This is a genomic window from Deinococcus deserti VCD115, from assembly GCF_000020685.1.
In the GTDB taxonomy this organism is placed as follows: domain Bacteria; phylum Deinococcota; class Deinococci; order Deinococcales; family Deinococcaceae; genus Deinococcus; species Deinococcus deserti.
This window is the reverse complement of sequence record NC_012526.1, coordinates 1,566,149-1,584,854: the sequence shown is the minus strand read 5'-3', so window position 1 is coordinate 1,584,854 and position 18,706 is coordinate 1,566,149. Positions and strand designations below refer to the sequence as shown.

Below are 18,706 nucleotides of genomic sequence, written 5' to 3'. Positions count from 1 at the left end.
TTCGACTTCGTCGCCGGACCTCAACTCTTAACGCTTTTCAGTGCTCATACCGGGCGCATTCATGCGCTGGAATGGCGGCCCACCTGCCGGGGCTTTCCGGTAGCCCGCTGCCTCTTGCGGCCCTAACCTGTGGGCTATGACAGGGAAGGGCGAAGGCCGGGCGAAAGGGCGACAGGGCTGGCACGCCGGGAACATGGAAGAGCTGCCCTCTGGCCGCATCCGGTGGCGCGTGCGGGTGCAGTACCCGGACGGCACGAAGGAAAGGCGCAGCGGCACGGCCAGGACGAAGACGGAAGCGCAGCGGGCCATTATCACCGCGCAGAAAGAAGCGCAGGAAGGCAAGCGGCCCGTCTCGGACACGCTGACCGTGGGTGAGATGGTCACGGAGTACATGCGGGCGAAAGGGGCCACCTGGTCGCAACGGACAGCCCTGAATAACGACGCCCTGTATACGCGCCACGTCCTGCCGGAGCTTGCCCACCTGAAAGCGGCAGGCATAGACGCCCGGCGCTTACGGGCTTACTTCGAGTGGCTGAGCGAGAAGCGACCCACGCCGGACGGTGAGGGCGTGCGGCCCCCCCTGGGCTACTCAGGACAGAGACAGATTCACGTTCTGCTGTCCGGCGCGTACAAGCGGGCTATAGCGGATGGCCTGCTGAGAGACAACCCGGCAACATACGCCCGGCCCCTGTCCCCCACGAAGGGCGGGACGGTCAGGGCAGCGAAGGTGAAGTACTTTGATCCGGAAGAGCTGGGGCGCTTTATCGAAGCGGCGCTGAAAGACAGGTGGGCGCTGCCGCTGGCCTTCCTGGCCCTGACAGGCTTACGGATTGGGGAATGCCTGGCCTTGACCTGGGCGGACGTGCAGAAAGACAAGACAGGCGCGGACTTCGTGGAAGTCTCGAAGACCCGCAGCGAGTTTGAAGGCACGTATTACACGGGAGGGCCTAAGACCGCTGCAGGGGTGCGCCGGGTGTACCTGGGGGGGGACGCGCTGGCCCTGATCGAAGACATGCGGCGAAGAGTGAAGATCGAAGCGCGGGCGGAAGGCTACCAGGGGGAAGGACTGAAAGACCATGCTCCGGTCTTCCCCTCTGTGGATGGACGGCCCATGCGACAGGACTCATTACGGCAGATCATGCGCCGTACGTGTGAAGTCGCCGGCGTGCCGCTACTGTCCCCTCACGCCCTGAGGCACAGCACAGGGACCTACCTCATATCGCGAGGCCATGACCCGGTGAGCGTGGCGGCGCTGCTGGGTCACGCTCAGGTGTCTACTACCCTGAACATTTACGCCCACGCCCTGCCGGAGAAGTTGCGGGGCCTGGGGTACGGCCTGGCAGACCTGAGGGGGGACGCGGGGCCAGCGGTGCAGGAAGGGGTCACGAAGACCGGCGAAGAAGAGACTGTAAAAGGTGCGGTCCCCCTTCGCCGGAAGACACGGAAGGCTGGCCCACGCCGAAAAGGGTAGCTGTGAGACTATACAAGTTGAGCCTCGCTTATTATTGAATTGTGAGTTCACTATTCTTTCGGATTCCCTTATGTGTACTACTTTTTTTCGCATCCGTTACCTTCTCTCCAACACGCGCCAAAAGTTCAGTTGGTGAACCAGTCCCGGTAGGAAAGACTGGCCAATTCTGGCAGTTCAAGATGCGGGGAGAGTCCTGGCTGGTCTCGATCGGAAATAGCGGCACCCGGGTTCGGATCCAGAACCCGCGCGGGATTTTCTCTGGTGGCTTTGTTATTGATGAAGAGACTGGCGAGCGCGTCTTGAGGATGACGGAGTCGGAGCCTATGGTGCGTGACTTGTGGATGTGTTCGCTCAAGCCTGGGCCTACTGGGGCGCTTAAAGGAAGACTGGAGTACTATCCACCCGAGTCCAATAGGCCGATTAAGAAGGGAACTTGCAGCGCTCAACTCGCCCCCCGTGGTGTGAATTGGAAATGGCCAATTACCCCTAGTTCCGGGGAAGACTGGATTGTCACTACGCCTAAAGGGGCCTGGCGGCTAGGCATGATAGGGGGAAATCAGTCCCACTGGAGCGGAAAAGCAGGGCCTGAAGGAAACTCATATAACCGGACCCTGCCATTTGAGGTGTACATCGGTAACAAAGAAGTCGAAGTGGGTGTGGGGCTCATGGACTTTACGGCTGTGTGGTGCATTATCAAACCTGGTGGCGCTCAGGGCAATCTGTTTAAAGGTGTGGCAGAGCATGGCCCGACCCATGGAAAAGGCCCTGTTACGAAAACGCCCTGTACAGTTCGTCTAAACTTTTAGACTGCTTGTTTCACAGCTTATGGGTCAATAGCCGTGTCCCCACCTGGGGACAGTCCGGGGACACTTTGAGGGCAGATAGAAATAGCGTTCTAGACGGTGTTTCTCTTTGAGGTCAATTTTGAATGTCCCCGCGGCCTCAGGCCCCTGGGGACAGTGATTTATGCTGTTCTGCACGGCATTTAAGCCCTGTTTTTAGCGAACTGTCCCCAATGCCCCCACTGACTTAGGGGTATAGAGAAGTAATTATATTTTTCGGGTGTTTACGCTGTGTCCCCACAAGGGGTCGGTTGGGGCAGACTGGGGGACGGGACACTCTGGCCCCTGCAGGTGCCCCCTGAAAACTGAATGGGCCGCGTTTGGGCCACGCCGGGCATGCCGGGCCATGACAGCGGGTTAAGGGCAAAGAGAAAACCCCGTACTGGACGGGGTTTCTGTGGTGGGTCGTGTAGGACTTGAACCTACAACCCGCTGATTAAAAGTCAGCTGCTCTACCGATTGAGCTAACGACCCGCTGTGCAGCGCCTGAAGGCGCGTTTCGCAGCGGGAGTGAGTATACGGAGGCAGCCGCCGTCTGTCAACGTTTGAAGGCCTGTGGGCCTCCAGGCGTGCGTGGCGGCTTCATGCCTTTAGCGCCAGGACCACTCATGCGCTGCAGCATTTTCATCATGTCCTTCATCTGCTCATGCATTTTGAGCAGCCTGTTGATGTCCTGAACAGTGTGTCCGCTGCCCGCGGCAATCCGCTTGCGGCGCCTGCCGTCAATGATCTTCGGGTTCTGGCGCTCTTTCAGGGTCATGGAGCTGATCATCGCGTCGATGCGCTGAATCTGCTTCTCGTCGATGTTGAAACCTTCAGGCAGGGCGCGGCTCATCCCAGGGATCAGTTTCATCAGCTCGCCCAGCGGGCCCATCTTACGAATCTGCCGCAGTTGGGTCAGAAGGTCTTCCAGGTCGAAATCGCCCGGTTTCTTGACTTCCATGGCCTTAAGGTCAGCCTGCTGCGCCCGCTCGATCAGTCCCAGCACGTCGCCCATGCCCAGGATGCGACCCGCGACCCGGTCAGGGTAGAAAGGCTCCAGTCCGGTCAGCTTCTCGCTGGTGCCAGCAAAGTAGATCGGCTTTCCGGTGACGCTGCGTGCCGACAGGGAGGCGCCGCCGCGGGCGTCTCCGTCCATCTTGGTGACGACCAGACCAGACAGGTTCACCCGCTGGTCGAAGGTCTGGGCCACGTTCAGGGCTTCCTGGCCGGTCATGGCGTCCACGACCAGCAGGGTCTCAGTGGGCTGCAACTCACTCTGGAGATTGGCAAGCTGATCCATCAGCGCTTCGTCAATCTGCAGGCGACCAGCCGTATCCACGATGACCAGGTCACGGAAGTCAGTTTTGAGATGCTCGTCCAGACGGCGGCGCGTTTCCTGGGGGGTCTCGCCATCATTGACCTTCAGGACCGGCACGCCTACCTGTTTGGCCAGGACTTCCAGCTGGTCCCGTGCGGCCGGACGCTGGGTGTCAGCGGCGACCAGCAGCACGCGGCGCCCCTTGCTCTTGTAATGCGCGGCCAGCTTGCCGGTACTGGTGGTTTTACCGGCACCCTGCAGGCCCACCATGAACCACACATTGCCTTCGCTTTTCAGCTCTGGCTGGGCCGCCTTGCCGCCCAGGGTCTCAATAAGCTCGTCGTGAACCAGCTTAACCACGGTCTGACCGGCATTCAGGCTGCCCAGCACTTCCTGCCCGACAGCCTTTTCACTGACCCGGGCCACAAAGTCCTTGGCCACCCCAAAATTGACGTCTGCTTCCAGCAGGGCCATGCGGATTTCGCGCATGGCAGCCTTAACCTGCGCCTCGGTGAGTTTGCTCTCGCGCCCTACGCGGTCCAGGATGTCCTGCAACTTGTTGCCCAGCGCCTCAAACATGTCTGCGAGGCTACCACGCTCTCAGGCAGACAACTGTCGTGCACACAGCCCTGGGGTGACGTTCAGCTCTGACTGTCTGGGCGGGCCTGGGCGTGATACTCGGCATTTGGCGCAAATCCCAGTGCGCTGCTGATCCGATTCGTCATATTGAACATGCCCACCACCTGCACGAGTTCCAGAATCTGCGGGTCACTGAGTCCGGCCTGGCGCAATGGCGTCAGGTCCTCCTGGGTCATGGCCTCTGGGGTGCGGGTCAGTTTTTCTGCGTAGGCACACATGGCCCGCTCGCGGGCCCCAAGATTCGCGTGACGCCAGTTGATAGCCACGGTGTCGGCCAGCACGGGATCAGCGCTGTATTCCCTGAGGGCTGCTCCATGCGAGACCGCGCAGTACACACAGCGGTTCATCCCGCTGACGACCACGGCCAGCAGCTCGCGGTCGGTGTTGGAGAGCTGACCTTCCTTATTGACCAGTAGATTGAAATAGTTCCACCATGCGAGGAACTGCTCGCCATTCAGTGCCTGAGCCCGGAAGACGTTGGGCACAAACCCCAGGTTGGCTTCAGCCTTGCCCCACAGTTTGCGCACGCCCTCAGGAGCGCTGTGCTCGTCAGGCACCTCCAGCCAGGAAATTCGGTTCATGGTGGCCTCAGCTTAGCCGCCCTGCGCAGGGAGCGTGGCATTATCGGCCGGATGGAGCTGGCGGTTCGCACCCTGTATGCAAACATATTCCTCCTGAGTGGGCCTCAGGGCCGACTGCTGGTGGATGCCGGGGCGCTGCCCTACGCCCCTCTGTTTTCGCAGATTATGCGTGATTTCCAGCCTGACGCCCTGTTGCTGACCCACGCGCACGTGGACCACGCCGGTGGGGCATTCGTGGCGGCCCGCCGGGGAGTAAGAATTTTCGCCCACCCCTTGGAACACGCGCAGCTGACTGGTGAGGTGCATGACCTGCCGTATCCAGCTGGCCGTCCCTGGGTCGGGGAAATCGTTTCCCGGCTCCATCCGAAGCTGAAGGCGTCTGATGTTCGCAGCGTTTTTCCCGGCGAAATCGTGTGCGGCTGGGAGGTCGTGGGTCTGCCGGGGCATACCGCCGGGCAGGTCGGTCTCCTGCACAACGGGGTGCTCATCGCTGCGGACGCTGTGGTGGGGTCACCTGAAGGAGCTCATTTGCCCCGGGCGGCGTACAACGCTGATCATGTCCAGGCAGGCAAGACGCTAAAGACCATTGCCGAAATGGACCTGCGCTGCGTCCTGCCCGCTCACGGCGGTCTCCTCACGCCTGAGCAGATCCGGGCCCGGGCGCAGTGGGACAGCGGCGCAGGTCCCTGACCAGGGCATCACAAGCGCTTACCATAGTGACGCTATGACGGTCGCTTACGAGAGCCTGGTCACCGGACGCTTTCTGAGGATGCTCAGCATTACGCTTGAGCAGCTCGAAGCCGTGCGGGATGCCAACGACCGCGCCGAATTTGCCGGGCTGACTGTCAGGGCTCAGGTGCTGGAACGGGAGACCGACGCCCTGGAACGCGAGATCGAAGACGCCTGTCTGGCCGCCTTCGCCAGTGGGCTCAGCGCCCATGAACTGGCCTTCTACCTGGTGGTGTTCCGCAGCCTGAGTAACCTGGAGCGCGTGGGAGACTATGCCTTCAGCGTGGCGCGCGACCTGGAAAACCTGGCGCCCCGCACACGCAGCGCCACCCTGCAGGACGCTCTTCCTCTGGTGCGCCTGCTGTCTGAAATGGTGGAAACTCTGGCCTTCGCGTTTGCCGAGCGGGACGTCCAGGCCGCGCGTGAAGTCATGCAGCTGGATTTCGAGCAGGTGGACGCGCTGTATGAGCAGATGCAGCGGGCCAGCCTGACCCGCCTGATGGAACGCCCCGAGGACACTGAAGTGGCGCTGACTGCCGGGCGGATGGCCCGGAATCTGGAACGCCTGGGAGACCATCTGGTGAACGTGGCCGAGCGTCTGGAGACGATGGTGCTGAATCAGCGCAGGATTCAGGCGGCCGGCTAAGATCACTTCCAGACCTGAAGAAGGCGGCTAAGCCATCTGGCGTAAGGAAAGCACTTCTTGCCCTGGGGCTAAACTGCCGGCGTGACCACAACCCAGATGCCTGAAATGCCCCGCTGGCGTACCGACGACCTGTACCCCAGCCTTGACCATGCCCGTGTAGACGCCGACCTGGCCGCCCTGAGGACGCAGGTGACGGAACTGGAAAGCACCTTTGACCGCCTGGGTGTGCGCAAAGGCGAGGTTGTTACGGCCGAGGCGCTTGAGCAGGTAATAAGCGGTCTGAACGCTGTTACGCTGCAACTCGTTTCGTTGCGCGGCTACATCAATGCCTTTGCTTCCACCGATAGCCGGGACGCCCTGGCCCAGCAGAGGGTGGGTGAGCTGACGACCCTGGCCCTCCCACTGGGGCCCCTTCGTTCCCGCCTGACCGCCTGGCTGGGCAGTCTGGATGACGCTGCCCTGGAAGCGGCGGTGCAGCAGTCGGAGCCTGTACGCGAGCACGAGCACCTGGTCCGGCGCAGCGTTCAGTTCGCCCGTCATCAGATGACTCCCCAGGAAGAGGACCTCGCTGCACGTCTGACCCCCAGTGGCGCAGGCGGTTGGGCAAAGCTGCACGGGAACTACACCAGCCAGCTGGGCGGCACGTTCCGGGGCGAGCGTCTGCCCGTGACGGCCCTGCGCGCCCTGGCCACCGAAGCCGATGAGGCCATACGCCGGGAGGCCTTCGATGCGGAACTGGCCGCCTGGAAGGACGCCGAACTGGTCTGTGCCGCCTGCCTCAACGGCGTAAAGGGTGAAGCAGGCACCCTGGCCCGCCGCCGAGGCTTTGCCGACCCGGTCGAGCCCAGTCTGCTGACCAACGCCATCGACCGCGCCACGCTGGACGCCATGCAGGCTGCCGTGGTCCGCTCGCTGCCGGACTTCCGCCGGTACTTTGCCGCCAAGGCCCGTGCGCTGGGCAAGACCGGGCTGGACTGGTGGGACCTGTTTGCCCCCGTGGGGCGCAGCGAGACCGAATGGACCTATGCAGCGGGGGCCCGCTTTGTGGAAAATCAGTTCCGTGCCTACAGCGACAAGCTGGGCGATTTCGCGGCGCGTGCCTTCCAGGAGGACTGGGTCGACGCAGGCCCCCGGGACGGCAAGCGCGGCGGAGCGTTCTGCATGGGCTGGAAGGGTGACGCCAGCCGCATCCTGATGAACCACAGCCCCAGTCTCGACAGTGTCTCCACCCTGGCCCATGAGCTGGGCCACGGCTACCACAACCTCCTCAAGGCCCCGCGCACGCCCCTGCAACGTGAAACGCCCATGACCCTGGCTGAGACCGCCAGTATTTTCTGCGAGACCATCATTCAGAACGCGGCGCTTGAGCAGGCCCAGGGGGAGGAAAAGCTCTATGTGCTGGAAACGCAGCTGATGGGCCACGCGCAGGTGGTCGTGGACATCCACAGCCGCTACCTGTTCGAGCGGGCTGTGTACGAGAAGCGCGAGCAGCGCGAGCTGACTGCTCAGGAGTTCAGCGACCTGATGACCTGGGCGCAGCGTGAAACGTATGGGGACGCCCTGGACACCCTGCATCCCTACATGTGGGCGGTCAAAACCCACTACTACAGCTCGAGCTTCTACAACTACCCCTATACCTTCGGGCTGCTGTTCGGGCTGGGGCTGTACGCCCAGTACGAGCAGGCCCGCGCTGACGGGACCGTCGCAGACTTCCAGGCGCGTTACGACGATCTGCTGTCCAGCACCGGTCTGGCCGACGCCCGCACCCTGGCCCAGCGCTTTGGAATCGACCTGCACGCACCCGAGTTCTGGGAAGGCAGCCTGAACGTCATCCGCGCCCAGATTGACGAGTATGTCAGAACTGTCGGCTGAACCGAACCAATAACCACAGCAGGGACTGAGAAAAAGGCCGGAGCGTATCTGCTCCGGCCTCTGTGTGTCTGGTAACCTCAGCGCACCTTCACTTCCGAATCAAACCACGTCAGGACCCGCTCATTTCCAAAGGGCCAGATGGTGACCTGAGCAGCCCGGGCGGCCTCCTGCGCAAATTCAGGCAGAGGCCCGCTGCTCTTGGGCGCCACGTTCCAGACCGGAGCGTCATAGGGGAGACCGGCGAGTTCCGTGGCGCGCAGGACCCCGGTATGCAGGTCACCCAGTTCGTCCACCAGTCCCAGTTCCAGAGCATCCTGACCAGCCCAGATACGCCCGCGCCCGATTTCGTTGACGCGTTCCTTGCTGAGCTTGCGGCCCTCGGCCACGCGGGTGATGAAGCGGTCATAGACCTCGGCAATCGCGCGTTCCACGTGCTGACGTTCCTCGACGGTGTACGGCTGTGAAGCGCTGTGCATCAGGGCACGCTCGCGGCCGACCCGCTCGGGCTTCAGGCCGTGGCGGGCGTTGAATTCACGCATGATCGGCTTGCCGCTGACCACGCCGATGCTGCCGGTCAGGGTGTAGGGCGAGGCGACAATATGCCGGGCGTGCGTGGCCAGGTAGTAACCGCCACTGGCCGCGTACTCGCCCATGACCACCACAACCGGCTTTTCGGAGGTCGCTATCTCACGCCACATCAGGTCGCTGGCCAGAGCGCTGCCGCCTCCGCTATTGACGTAGACCACGATGGCCTTGGTCTTCTTGTCTTCCTTGGCCCGCTTCAGGGCGGCAACCACCGTGTCTGATCCGGCCATCGGTCCGCCCATCAGAGGCAGCGGGATGGGATTGTTGCGGCTCTTGCCGGGAACGATGGTGCCGATCACCGGAACCACGGCCACGCGGCCGGCCTTGGCGTTGGCATTGCGCGGCATCAGCAGGTCCATCACTGCTGCCAGTGGGCGGGTGCCGGGCCCCACAAGCTCGTCCTCATAGGCGACCTTGGTAATCAGGCCAGCCTCCAGCGCGCCCTGGGCCGAGGTCAGGTCCGCGTCCAGCCAGGCTTGGGCGGTCTCTATGCTGACTCCCCGCGCGGCAGCCAGGTCTGAGGCCCAGGCGGTTTCCAGACCTGTCAGAAAGGCCTGCAGCTGCTCGCGGTTGGCATCGTCCATGTGCTCCTGCGAGAAGCGTGTCAGCGCCGCTTTGTACTCGCGGATGCGCAGGTTCTCAAATTCGATGCCATGCTTTTTCAGGAAAGCGCCCATGAAGGTCGGCTCGGTGGCAAAGCCGGCCAGCGCCACATCAGCCGATTCCGGAGCGACAATTTCCCGGGCGCCGCTTCCGGCAATCAGGGCGGTCATGGTCAGCTGAGGCAGGTACGCGACGACGCGCTTGTCCTGGGCCAGACGTGAAAGGATCCCCCGCACCGCATGGGCAGTGGCTGGCGAGCCGGTGAACCCACTGACGCGGACCAGCACTCCGTGCAGCCACTCGGCGTGGCGTAACTTCTCTACCTTGGCGCTGAGGGCTTCGAGCGTTTCGGTTCGGTTGAGCAGCGCCTGGAGCGGACTGCCGGGCTGCCGTTCCGGGTAGGGCCCCGTCACGTCGAGAATGACCCAGGTAGGGTGCGAGACCCCGTCAGGGAGGGTCTTGTCTTTCAGAAAGGGAATGTTGGAAAGCATACATCCCAGAGTACGTCCCTTAGCAGCGGCGCGTTCCCGCAGATTCACGTTTGCCACGTCTGCCCAGCTGCCTGGCCATGGCATGAGCCCGAGTCAGCAGCACTTCGGCAGCTTCCGCCGGAAGATGCGCGTGCGCCGCCTGGGCCAGCAGCGTGAGCCAGCGCTCCAGCTGAGCGCTGCTGACGCCCAGCCCCGCATGCGCTGCATTCAGGTTGCCACGCCATGCGGGCCCGCCGCCCAGCATGGTGACCCAGAAGGCAGTAACCCGGTCAAGGTGAGCATGCCAGTCGGTCACGTGCGAGGTGAATACGGGTCCCAGCAGCTCATCGGTCCGGGCGCGTGCATAGAAGTCTGCCAGAAGCGGGCGCAGGGCCGCCTCACCTCCCACTGCTTCCAGCGGCGACGCCGGCTGACGGGACCGCTGTGCGGGCAGCGTGCTCAGGAAGGCGGCGGCCAATTCTGCCGGCATCTCCGGGCTGGCCCAGGCATTCACACGTCCGACCTGCCAGTGCTGTGGTCGCTCCTGCCTCCACACCAGGACTTCGGCGTTTCTGGGCGCCTGCGCCCATTCCAGCCCGTCCGTCTGCTCTACGGCGGACCCCAGCGCGCGGCCAGCAAGTGCGGCTCCCGATCCCCAGGCCAGCACCGGGACGCCCCGCCTGATGGCCTGGGTCAGCAGTTGCAGGGCGGCCCACCGGTCGGGGCGGTCGCGGACGTCACCCACCGGCTCACCGTCGTGTGGAACAAGCAGGCCGCCGCAGCGGGCCAGATCACTGGACATGACCAATGGCAGCCCCGGCAGGGGAGAAAGGGTCAGCACCCGCAGGGCCAGGCACATATGCAGGCTCGGGCCTGCAGCGGAAAAGCCCACCGTAACGGCGGGCCTTTCAAAAAAAGACATTCAGTTGAGGGTCTTGATGTGCCGGTAGATATTGGTCACATCCGAGTCGGTCAGCTGAGCCTTGGAAAAGCGGGGCATCAGGGGAGCAAGCTCGCGCTCGGGCGTCCGGCCTTCACGCAGTGCGGCCGTGAACTGATCCAGGGTCCAGGCTTTCGGACCGTCTGCGCCGTTGAGAGCCGGGCCTACACCGCCACCCTCTCCTTCCTGTCCGTGGCATCCGGCGCAGCTGGCAATGTATGTGCTGCGGCCGGCCACCGGATCACCTTTAGGGTCACCTGCCACAGCAGATTCGGCAGGTGGCTGTCCGGTCGCGCCCGCTGAGTTGGTGTCGGCGCGGTTGCCTTCATCGGTCTCGCCACTCACTCCGCCTGGGCTGCGCTCGGCACCGTCGTCAGCCTGGGATTCAGGTGCGACCTCAGGGTTACCGCCGGGGGCCGAAGTGGCAGCGCCTGCCACGGTGCCGGTTTCAGGGGCCTGACCCGTCACGCCAGCGTTGGGGCCGCCGGCATTGTTCTGCAATTTGGAAACGTCACGGTCCTGGACGACCTCGGGTCCTGTGCCTCCAGGCGCGGCTGGAGGATCACCTGCACCGGCATTGACGGCTGCTTCCTGATCAGTCACCACGTCGTCCCCCTTAGTGCCTGTCATACCCTCACCGGCCTCGCCACCGCCGTGCCCTTCACCGGCCGCACCCTCGGTTCCGCCGTGGCCCGCTTCAGCCTGGTGGGGCGTGATGGCTCTCTGGAAAGCCGCGAATGAGCCGCCCAAGGTCAGGGCCACCAGCAGCGTCATGGAGACGGCGAACGTGTTCTTCATGCCTTCCACCCTACCATACGGTCAGGGGGCTTTTGCCCGCTCTGCACGGTAGCGCGCCCGACATGCAAGGCGGTTTGGACAAGCTTTAAAGTGGGTCTCATGCTGCGCCTCGCCTCCCTGACCTCAAGTAACTCCGACATCCTGGCGGCCCTTGGGGCCAGCAGCTGGGTGGTGGCCGCAGACAGCCACAGTGATGCCCCGGGGCTGGAGGGCGCGCGGCGGGTGGGGCCGGACCTGGACATAGATGTGGCCGCCGTGGCCGGGTCCCGGCCTGATCTGGTGCTGGCCAGTCTCAGCGTGCCGGGCATGGAACGGGTCGTGCAGGAGCTGCGCGAAGCCGGATTGCCGACGCTGGTGCTGGACCCCGTCAGCGTGGCCGGGACCCTGGCCGACATCCGTACCATTGCCCACGCGATTGGCCTGCCGGAGCGTGGCGAGGCGCTGGTAATGGGCTTCCAGAACGAGCTGGCAGCGCTGCGGGGAAGTTATCCCCGGCCGCCACGGGTCCTGGTGGAGTGGTGGCCAAGGCCCATCATCGCCGCGACCCGCGAGTCCTGGGTCACTGAACTGCTGACTGCACTGGGCGCTGAGAATGCGCTGGGTAAAGAGCCGGGCCGCAGCCGCTCGCTGACCCTCGATGAGGTTCGTGCCGCGCGGCCGGATCTCATCGTCTGTTCGTGGTGCGGTGCGCGCAAGCTGCGCCCCGAGGTGATTGAGGCGCGTGGACTGGGCGTGCCGGTCAGCGCCATTCATGAAAGCGGACTGGGACGGCCTGGTCCACGGCTCCTTGAGGGCGCGCGGGCCTTACGTCAGGCGCTGGACGAGCTCAGATTGGCCTGAAAGGGCTACCCAGAATCGCCTGCACGCCGGCCACGCAGTCCGCCCGGTACAGCTCCAGATCGGGAGCCGGGTCTGCTACAAAGCGCACGCTGAGGCCTTCAACCAGGGCGCGCAGCTGCCGTGCGCGCCTCTCGGCGCCGTCTTCGCCAGCCAGGCGGGCCAGTTCCAGATCCAGTTCCAGTGTTTCACGCACAAAGTCGCGCTGAACGGCCATCAGCTCAGGGTCCCGCGTGGCAGCAGCAAGGAAATCCAGGGAAACGGTATAGAACCGCCGGGTGTTTTCCACGCCAAAAAACTGGTTCTCAACAAAGGCCACCAGCTTGGCGTCCGGGGACTCTGCCTGCCGCAGCGCGCGGCGGGTCGCTACCCCGATGGTCCGGGTGAACCGCCGCACCACTGCGGCCAGCAGACCGGCGCGGCTGCCGAAGTGGTACACCAGGGTCCCGCGGCTCACCCCGGCATGCGCGGCGATGTCGGCCAGGGTGACGCCGGCATAGCCGCGCTCGTAGATAGCCAGGTATGCCGCCTTTTCCAGCGCTGCACGCCTGGACCGGTCCTGGATGGGGTTGACCTTGCGCGCCATTGCCGGACAGCATCCCGCGCCCGGCAGGCAAGAGTCAACCGCTCGGTCAGACCGGCCTTCAGCCCGGGCGTCCTGCCAGCAGCGCAACGACCAGGGTCACGCTGAGGGCTGCTAACCCCATGCCCAGGCTGCTGGCCGCACCGGTCTGTTCACTTTCCTCGCGGGCGCGGGCCGTGCCGACCCCGTGAGCCACGCTGCCCATGGCAATCCCGCGGGCCAGGGGATGGCGCACGCGCAGCAGATTCAGGGCTGGCGGCAGAACCAGTGCTCCTACCAGACCGGACAGTACCGCCAGTGTGGCCGCCAGGGCCGGTGGAGCCTGCGTGAACTCGGCGAGTTGCAGGGCGACAGGACTGGTGGCCGGCGCGGTGCTGAGGCTGCGGGTCGCGTCGGGCGACAGCTGCAGGGCACGCGGCAGCCACGTATCCACCGCCATCCCCGACAGGGTGCCGCACACCCCGCCGACCAGCAGCGCACGCCACTGTCTTGCCAGCAGCGCACGCAGCCGGTACATCGGAACTGCCAGCGCTACCACAGCCGGTCCTAGAAGGAAGGTCATGGACTCGACCTCTCGCAGGTAACTCGCGTAGGGATAGTGCGTGAGCAGCAGCGTTCCGGCAATCAGCAGCGTGGCGACCAGGGTAGGATTCGTCAGCGGCGAGCGGAGCCGGTTCTGAAGCAGGCTGCCCAGCACAAAGGCGAGCAGTGTCAGCATCAGCCAGATCATGCCTGTTCCGTCGCTTGGGGCTCAGGCCGGACCAGTTTCGAGGCGACCACGCCGGCCACGCCCGCGCCGACCAGAACCCCAGCAGTCATGACCAGCAGCCACAGCCCCCAGGCCGCACCGGCTGACAGAAACTGGATGAATCCCACGGTGGCCGGAACGAACAGCAGCCCCAGCACGCCCAGCAGCCCGTCGGCCGCCGGTGCAATCCAGTGCAGCTTCATCAGGCCGGTCCCCAGCGCGGCCCACAGCAGCGCCAGCCCCACCACCGAGCCAGGCAGTGGCAGCCCGGTCACACGCACCAGCACGTCGCCCGCCGCAGCGAAGGCCATCAGCAACCCCAGCCCCAGCACAAAACGGGTGGTCGCCGGCAGACGGGCCGTAATGGACGGTGGCGCGGCGGGCGTCACGCGGGCATGGAGGCCAGCCGCGACAGCATGCCGCGCACCACCTGCTTGGCATGTCGCGCCACCAGGGGCATGAAGGTGCGGTAGTCGACGTTGGCGTCGTGATCGGCGGTATCACTGACACTGCGGATCACCACGAAGGGAACCCCCGCCTTGGAACATACCTGCGCCACGGCGGCCCCCTCCATTTCGGCGCATGCGGCGCCGAAAGTAGTCCACAGCCGCTGCACGCCCTCACGTGAGGCGATGAACTGGTCTCCACTGGCAATCCGTCCGGAGACGACGTGCACCCCGCCGACTTCCCGCGCAGCGTCCAGCGCTGCGGCGCGCAGGACCTCGTCTGCGGGCCAGGCGGGCAGTTCGCCCGGAACGGTGCCCAGCGGGTAGTCCAGGGCGCGGACATCCACATCGTGCTGGATACAGTCGGTGCTGACCACGATGTCTCCCACGCGCAGTTCCGGATGAACACCGCCGGCCACGCCGGTAAAGATGACGCGGGTGGCCCCCTGGGTCAGCAGGTAGGTGGTGGTCATGGCCGCGTTGACCTTGCCGATCCCGCCCCGGGTCACCAGCACTGGCACGCCGTCCAGGACCCCCCGGTGAAGGGTGACTCCGGGAAAGGTCAGTTGCTCGTGGGCGGTGAGGTCCGCGAGAAGCAACTCGATTTCTTCATCCATTGCGCCAATAATTGCCAGCATTCCTGTCAGTGTACCGCCGGGCCAGTAGACCTTCGTACCGGCCCGGTCAGAATGACGGAGCTGAAAGACAGGCCTTTTCGTCGCTCCTGGAAAGGTCTGATCCAGACGCAAGACCATGATGCCAGCGAAGCCAGCACAGAGGCCGCACATGGGTCTCAGCGAGGCGCACTATCCTGCGCCCTATGACCCAGGTTGCCGATCCTCACGGCGCACTCTCACGGGAGTCGCTGCGCCACCCGGACTCCTACAAGTGGACCCTGCACCCGGAAGACGTGATCCCCATGTGGATTGCCGATATGGATTTTCCGGTGGCGCCGCCCATTGTCGCGGCGTTGCAGGAGCGCCTGACCCGCAGCCTCGGCTACGCGCAGCTCAGCGGTGACCCGGTGCTGAAGGCCGCCTTGCGTGAACATCTGGCCGGGCATGGTCTGCACGGCCTGTCCGACGAAGGAATCGCATTTCTGCCCGGAGTCGTGCCTGGAATTTACGCAGCGGTGCACGCCCTGACCACCCCCGGCGAGGCTGTGGTCACCATGACGCCGGTGTATCACCCCTTCCACCTGAGCATTACCGACCTTGGCCGGCGGGTAGCGGGGGTGCCGCTGCGTGACACGGAGACGGGCTATGAGATCAACTTTGCCGCGCTGGACGCCGCCTCACGCGGGAGCCGTCTACTTCTGCTGTGTCACCCGCACAATCCCACTGGCCGGGTCTGGAGTGCCGAAGAACTCAGCCGCCTGCGCGAACTCGCCGTAGCCCGGGACCTTTTTGTGGTCAGTGATGAACTGCACGCCGACCTGCGGTACACCGGCGCCCCCTTTGAGGCTTTTGCCGCCGACCCGAAGGTCCGCAGCCGTACCCTGACCCTGACCGGACCCTGCAAGGCCTACAACACAGCCGGGTTGGGCATCGGGGCCATGGTGGGCCACAACGAGAAGCTGGTGGCACGTGTGCGTGGGGCGGCGGGCGGCCTGATGGGCCACGAGTCGGCCCTCAGCGTCACCATGTGGCAGGCCGCGCTGCGCGAAGGCGGCCCCTGGCTCAGGGAGACGCTGGCGTACCTGCGCGGCAACCGCGATTTCCTGAGCAGCTACCTGCACGAGCATCTGCCCTGGGTGCGCTTTCATCCTGCGCAGAGCACCTACCTGGCCTGGCTGGACCTGCGGGCCCACCCACATGCTGGTGATATTCAGAATTTTCTGCTGAAGGAAGCAAAGGTGGCGGTACATAACGGCCCGCTGTTTGCGCCGGAGCCCCAAAAGCCCCAGTATCAGGGCTTTGTGCGGCTGAACTTCGCCACCAGCCGGTCGATTCTGGAAGAGGCCCTGAACCGGATGCGTGACGCTCTCAACGGCGCAATGTAAGTTCAGGCGCTGAACAGGGCTGCATTCACTGCAGCCCTGTTCTGTCTCAAGCTGGCTCGTTCTGAACCAGCTCGCGCAACTGCTCGATCAAAGGCCTCAGCCGATCGCGGCGCAGTTTGAGCGCCGCCCGGTTAACCACCAGCCGCGCGGTGGAGTGAAACAGTACATCAAGCTCTTCGAGGTTGTTGGCGCGCAGGGTGCTGCCGGTCTGCACCAGGTCCACAACCGCGTCGGCCAGGCCAGTCAGGGCGGCCAGCTCAATGTTCCCGCTGAGCTTGACGATCTCTGCCGGAATCCCGCGCGCATTGAGGTACTCGCGCGTGGCGCGCGGATACTTCGTGCCTACCCGCTGCACCGGCCCTGCTGCGCCCACTTCACGGATCAGAGACAGGCGGCAGGCGGCAAAGCGCAGGTCCACCGGCTCGTAGACCTGCCGGCCCGATTCCAACAGCACGTCCTTGCCGACAATTCCGGCATCGGCCACTCCAAGATCCACATAGACCGGCACGTCCTGATTGCGCAGTTCCAGAAGGGTCACTCCGGGGAACTCGTGGCGCAGGGCCCGGGATTTTTCCGGCATGGTCAGCGGGAGCCCGGCGCGGGACAGCAGGGTCACGGCCTCTTCCAGAATCCGGCCCTTGGGCAGCGCCAGGGTCAGGTGGTCGGGCGTGCGGGTTTCGGCCGGGGTCATGCGCCGCTCCTGGGACGCGCGGTGGTCGAGGAGCCGGCCTCGAACAGGTCGGTGCCCCGGGCCCAGCGGCGGATGCCGCGCGCGGCGCAGAAGGCAAGCAACTGGGCCTGATCGTCGGTCCAGGCGAGTTCAGCCGTGAATCCGGCCGCACGGGCGGCCAGCGCTCCTTCCAGGTCCAGGGCCAGGACCACCTCGGGTTCAGGCGGCAGCAGTGGAGCCAGCACGCCGGTCAGGCGCTCCAGACCAATGGCAAAACCTGCGCCGGGAAGACCACCGTCGAGCGCATAGCGGCCTCCGCCCAGCACCGGCTGGTTCAGCCCGTCGGCGTAGGCGCGGAAGGTCACGCCGGTGTAGTAGCCGTACCGGCGGCTGACGCCAAGGTCAAACAGCAGCGGACCCCCATAGTGGGCCGCCACGGCACGCAGGTGGGCCACGGCCGCCTGGGCGCGCTCCCCCCGTGCCATGCGCGCAGCGTCGTCCAGTACTTCGGGGCCGCCGTACAGATCGGTCAGGTCGTGCAGGGTCCGGGTGACCTCAGGCGCCAGGGCCGCCCGGGTGGCCATCAGCTCCAGGTCGGCACCACTTTTGCGGTCGATGGCGTCATGCAGCGCGTCGCGCACGTCCTCAGACACCCCGGCGTCTTCCAATACAGCATCCACGAAGCCGGGGAAGCCCAGTTCCAGCTGGGCACTGACGCCGACTTCAGCCAGTGCGGCTGCCGCCAGGTGAAGCAGTTCAGCATCGGACTGCGGCGTATCGACGCCAACGAGCTCCACACCTACCTGATTGAACTCACGCAGGCGCCCCAGTTCGCTGGTCTGGGTGCGCAGCCACAGCCGGCCACTGTATTGCAGGCGTAACGGGAAGGGCCCTTCCGGGAAGCGCAGGCGCACCAGCCGGCCGATGGCGGTGGTGAACTCGCTACGCAGGGCCAGAACCTGACCTCCGGAGTCGATCAGCTTGAAGGCGCGCCGGTCCTGCGGGTGAGCCGGGTCGGCGAACTCCAGCGAGGGCAGTTCCACGCCCCGGTATCCCCAACCCCGGAACAGCGCCGAGAGGCGCGCACGCAGATGCTCACGCTGGGCCCATTCGGGCGGCAGCACATCCCGCGTGCCTTCGGGAATGGCAGACGGGGCCGGGGCGCTTCGGGAAACGGTGCGGTTCTGGGCCGCGCGGACAGGAGCACTCACGCGCAGCATTGTACGGTTGGGCACCGGGGGAGTGGCGGGCTGGATAGGTAACGCGGCCCGGAAAACGTCCTTCTGTGTCTGGATCAGCCCTGCGTATACTTCCTCTCATGTACCGCCCGCTGTGTCTGCTGCCCCTGATGCTGCCCCTGGTCATGGGAAGCTGCGCCCGACAGACCGATACCTTCAAGCCCCGCATTACCATCACCAGCGGCAATGGCAGCGGGATCAGCCGCGAAAAGACCTTCAATGTAGAGGGCTATGTGCTGGATGACACCGGCGTGACCAGTATCACGGTGGACGATCAGCCGGTCAGCGTGGAGTCGGGCCGCCGGCTCGCACAGTTTCGCTTCCAGGCGCAGGTAGAAGATGGCAGGAGGCAGTACACCATTGTGGCCCGCGATGCGGCGGGCAACCGCAGCACCATGACCCTGCCGGTCACCGTGGACAACCGGGGCCCGGAGATCAAGGTGACCCGTTATGAGCGCACCGGCAACACCATCCGTGTCGCGGGCGTGGTCACCGACGATATCCGGGTCACACAGGTGGTGGTCGACGGCAATCGTCTGAACATCACGCCGGGACCGCGCGTGGAATTCTATGCCGAGACCAGCGGCATCTGGGCCGATATCGAAGTGATGGACGCCGCCGGCAACACGCGCAAGCAGCGTGCCCGGTAGAGCTGGTGCGGTGACGGCTGCGCTCACCGGATGGCGCGACACGGTCGGATTTTTCC

18 protein-coding genes and 1 tRNA gene are annotated in these 18,706 nt (G+C 64.7%); 7 read left to right on the top strand and 12 right to left on the bottom strand.

What is annotated here, in order from left to right; all coding sequences use genetic code 11:
- The first annotated feature begins 136 nt into the window (after nucleotides 1-136).
- Nucleotides 137-1,471, top strand: a complete 1,335-nt coding sequence (locus tag DEIDE_RS07520; RefSeq protein WP_012693351.1) for a tyrosine-type recombinase/integrase — start codon at nucleotides 137-139, stop codon at nucleotides 1,469-1,471.
- A 1,240-nt stretch (nucleotides 1,472-2,711) separates the two neighbouring features.
- On the opposite strand, the gene DEIDE_RS07515 is transcribed toward DEIDE_RS07520, so the two are convergent.
- The 3 genes from DEIDE_RS07515 to DEIDE_RS07505 form a co-directional block, all read right to left on the bottom strand.
- Nucleotides 2,712-2,787: transfer RNA gene (locus tag DEIDE_RS07515), tRNA-Lys, on the bottom strand.
- Between the two features lie 64 nt (nucleotides 2,788-2,851).
- A complete protein-coding gene (gene ffh / locus DEIDE_RS07510; protein ID WP_012693349.1) occupies nucleotides 2,852-4,192 on the bottom strand; it encodes a signal recognition particle protein in 1,341 nt (446 codons plus the stop codon).
- 62 nt (nucleotides 4,193-4,254) lie between these two features.
- Nucleotides 4,255-4,833: a peroxidase-related enzyme gene (locus tag DEIDE_RS07505; RefSeq protein WP_012693348.1), complete on the bottom strand. Its 579-nt coding sequence runs from the start codon at nucleotides 4,831-4,833 to the stop codon at nucleotides 4,255-4,257.
- 51 nt (nucleotides 4,834-4,884) lie between these two features.
- Here DEIDE_RS07505 and DEIDE_RS07500 point away from each other — a divergent pair, with 51 nt between their 5' ends.
- The 3 genes from DEIDE_RS07500 (at nucleotide 4,885) to DEIDE_RS07490 (ending at nucleotide 8,080) form a co-directional block, all read left to right on the top strand.
- On the top strand, nucleotides 4,885-5,523 hold the full coding sequence (locus tag DEIDE_RS07500) for an MBL fold metallo-hydrolase (RefSeq protein ID WP_012693347.1): 639 nt from the start codon (nucleotides 4,885-4,887) through the stop codon (nucleotides 5,521-5,523).
- Between the two features lie 34 nt (nucleotides 5,524-5,557).
- Nucleotides 5,558-6,208, top strand: coding sequence for a phosphate signaling complex PhoU family protein (locus DEIDE_RS07495; RefSeq protein WP_012693346.1), 651 nt, complete (start codon nucleotides 5,558-5,560; stop codon nucleotides 6,206-6,208).
- Nucleotides 6,209-6,313: 105 nt separating this feature from the next.
- Entirely contained in the window at nucleotides 6,314-8,080 is a 1,767-nt protein-coding gene (locus DEIDE_RS07490) for a M3 family oligoendopeptidase (protein ID WP_041227490.1), read from the top strand.
- A gap of 77 nt (nucleotides 8,081-8,157) precedes the next feature.
- On the opposite strand, the gene sppA is transcribed toward DEIDE_RS07490, so the two are convergent.
- Genes sppA through DEIDE_RS17985 form a run of 3 tightly spaced genes read right to left on the bottom strand, consistent with a single transcriptional unit; the run spans nucleotide 8,158 to nucleotide 11,476 of the window.
- A complete protein-coding gene (sppA, locus tag DEIDE_RS07485) occupies nucleotides 8,158-9,759 on the bottom strand; it encodes a signal peptide peptidase SppA (protein ID WP_012693344.1) in 1,602 nt (533 codons plus the stop codon).
- A gap of 19 nt (nucleotides 9,760-9,778) precedes the next feature.
- Nucleotides 9,779-10,660 carry a group III truncated hemoglobin gene (locus DEIDE_RS07480; protein ID WP_242402884.1) on the bottom strand — a complete coding sequence of 294 codons (882 nt, stop codon included), beginning with the start codon at nucleotides 10,658-10,660 and terminating at the stop codon, nucleotides 9,779-9,781.
- A complete protein-coding gene (locus tag DEIDE_RS17985; RefSeq protein ID WP_012693342.1) occupies nucleotides 10,661-11,476 on the bottom strand; it encodes a c-type cytochrome in 816 nt (271 codons plus the stop codon).
- A gap of 99 nt (nucleotides 11,477-11,575) precedes the next feature.
- Between DEIDE_RS17985 and DEIDE_RS07470 the strand changes: the two genes are divergently transcribed.
- Complete coding sequence (locus DEIDE_RS07470; RefSeq protein WP_012693341.1) at nucleotides 11,576-12,316, top strand: helical backbone metal receptor; 741 nt, start codon at nucleotides 11,576-11,578, stop codon at nucleotides 12,314-12,316.
- On the opposite strand, the gene DEIDE_RS07465 is transcribed toward DEIDE_RS07470, so the two are convergent.
- The 4 genes from DEIDE_RS07465 to DEIDE_RS07450 are packed head-to-tail and all read right to left on the bottom strand — an operon-like array spanning nucleotide 12,303 to nucleotide 14,728.
- On the bottom strand, nucleotides 12,303-12,899 hold the full coding sequence (locus DEIDE_RS07465) for a TetR family transcriptional regulator C-terminal domain-containing protein (protein ID WP_012693340.1): 597 nt from the start codon (nucleotides 12,897-12,899) through the stop codon (nucleotides 12,303-12,305). The two genes, DEIDE_RS07470 and DEIDE_RS07465, sit on opposite strands and share 14 nt — an antisense overlap.
- A gap of 58 nt (nucleotides 12,900-12,957) precedes the next feature.
- Nucleotides 12,958-13,626 (bottom strand): LrgB family protein, encoded by a 669-nt coding sequence (locus DEIDE_RS07460; protein ID WP_012693339.1) that lies wholly within the window; start codon nucleotides 13,624-13,626, stop codon nucleotides 12,958-12,960.
- A complete protein-coding gene (locus DEIDE_RS07455) occupies nucleotides 13,623-14,033 on the bottom strand; it encodes a CidA/LrgA family protein (RefSeq protein WP_012693338.1) in 411 nt (136 codons plus the stop codon). The genes DEIDE_RS07460 and DEIDE_RS07455 overlap by 4 nt, the downstream gene beginning before the upstream one ends.
- Nucleotides 14,030-14,728, bottom strand: a complete 699-nt coding sequence (locus tag DEIDE_RS07450; RefSeq protein WP_012693337.1) for a 5'-methylthioadenosine/adenosylhomocysteine nucleosidase — start codon at nucleotides 14,726-14,728, stop codon at nucleotides 14,030-14,032. The genes DEIDE_RS07455 and DEIDE_RS07450 overlap by 4 nt, the downstream gene beginning before the upstream one ends.
- A gap of 182 nt (nucleotides 14,729-14,910) precedes the next feature.
- Between DEIDE_RS07450 and DEIDE_RS07445 the strand changes: the two genes are divergently transcribed.
- Nucleotides 14,911-16,092, top strand: coding sequence for a MalY/PatB family protein (locus tag DEIDE_RS07445; protein ID WP_012693336.1), 1,182 nt, complete (start codon nucleotides 14,911-14,913; stop codon nucleotides 16,090-16,092).
- Between the two features lie 46 nt (nucleotides 16,093-16,138).
- On the opposite strand, the gene hisG is transcribed toward DEIDE_RS07445, so the two are convergent.
- Together hisG and DEIDE_RS07435 are read right to left on the bottom strand one after the other, a co-directional pair.
- Nucleotides 16,139-16,783 carry an ATP phosphoribosyltransferase gene (gene hisG / locus DEIDE_RS07440; RefSeq protein ID WP_012693335.1) on the bottom strand — a complete coding sequence of 215 codons (645 nt, stop codon included), beginning with the start codon at nucleotides 16,781-16,783 and terminating at the stop codon, nucleotides 16,139-16,141.
- Entirely contained in the window at nucleotides 16,780-17,982 is a 1,203-nt protein-coding gene (locus DEIDE_RS07435) for an ATP phosphoribosyltransferase regulatory subunit (protein WP_012693334.1), read from the bottom strand. Before DEIDE_RS07435 ends, hisG begins: the two co-directional genes overlap by 4 nt.
- 98 nt (nucleotides 17,983-18,080) lie before the next feature.
- Here DEIDE_RS07435 and DEIDE_RS07430 point away from each other — a divergent pair, with 98 nt between their 5' ends.
- Nucleotides 18,081-18,650, top strand: coding sequence for an Ig-like domain-containing protein (locus tag DEIDE_RS07430; protein ID WP_012693333.1), 570 nt, complete (start codon nucleotides 18,081-18,083; stop codon nucleotides 18,648-18,650).
- Nucleotides 18,651-18,706: the final 56 nt, after the last annotated feature.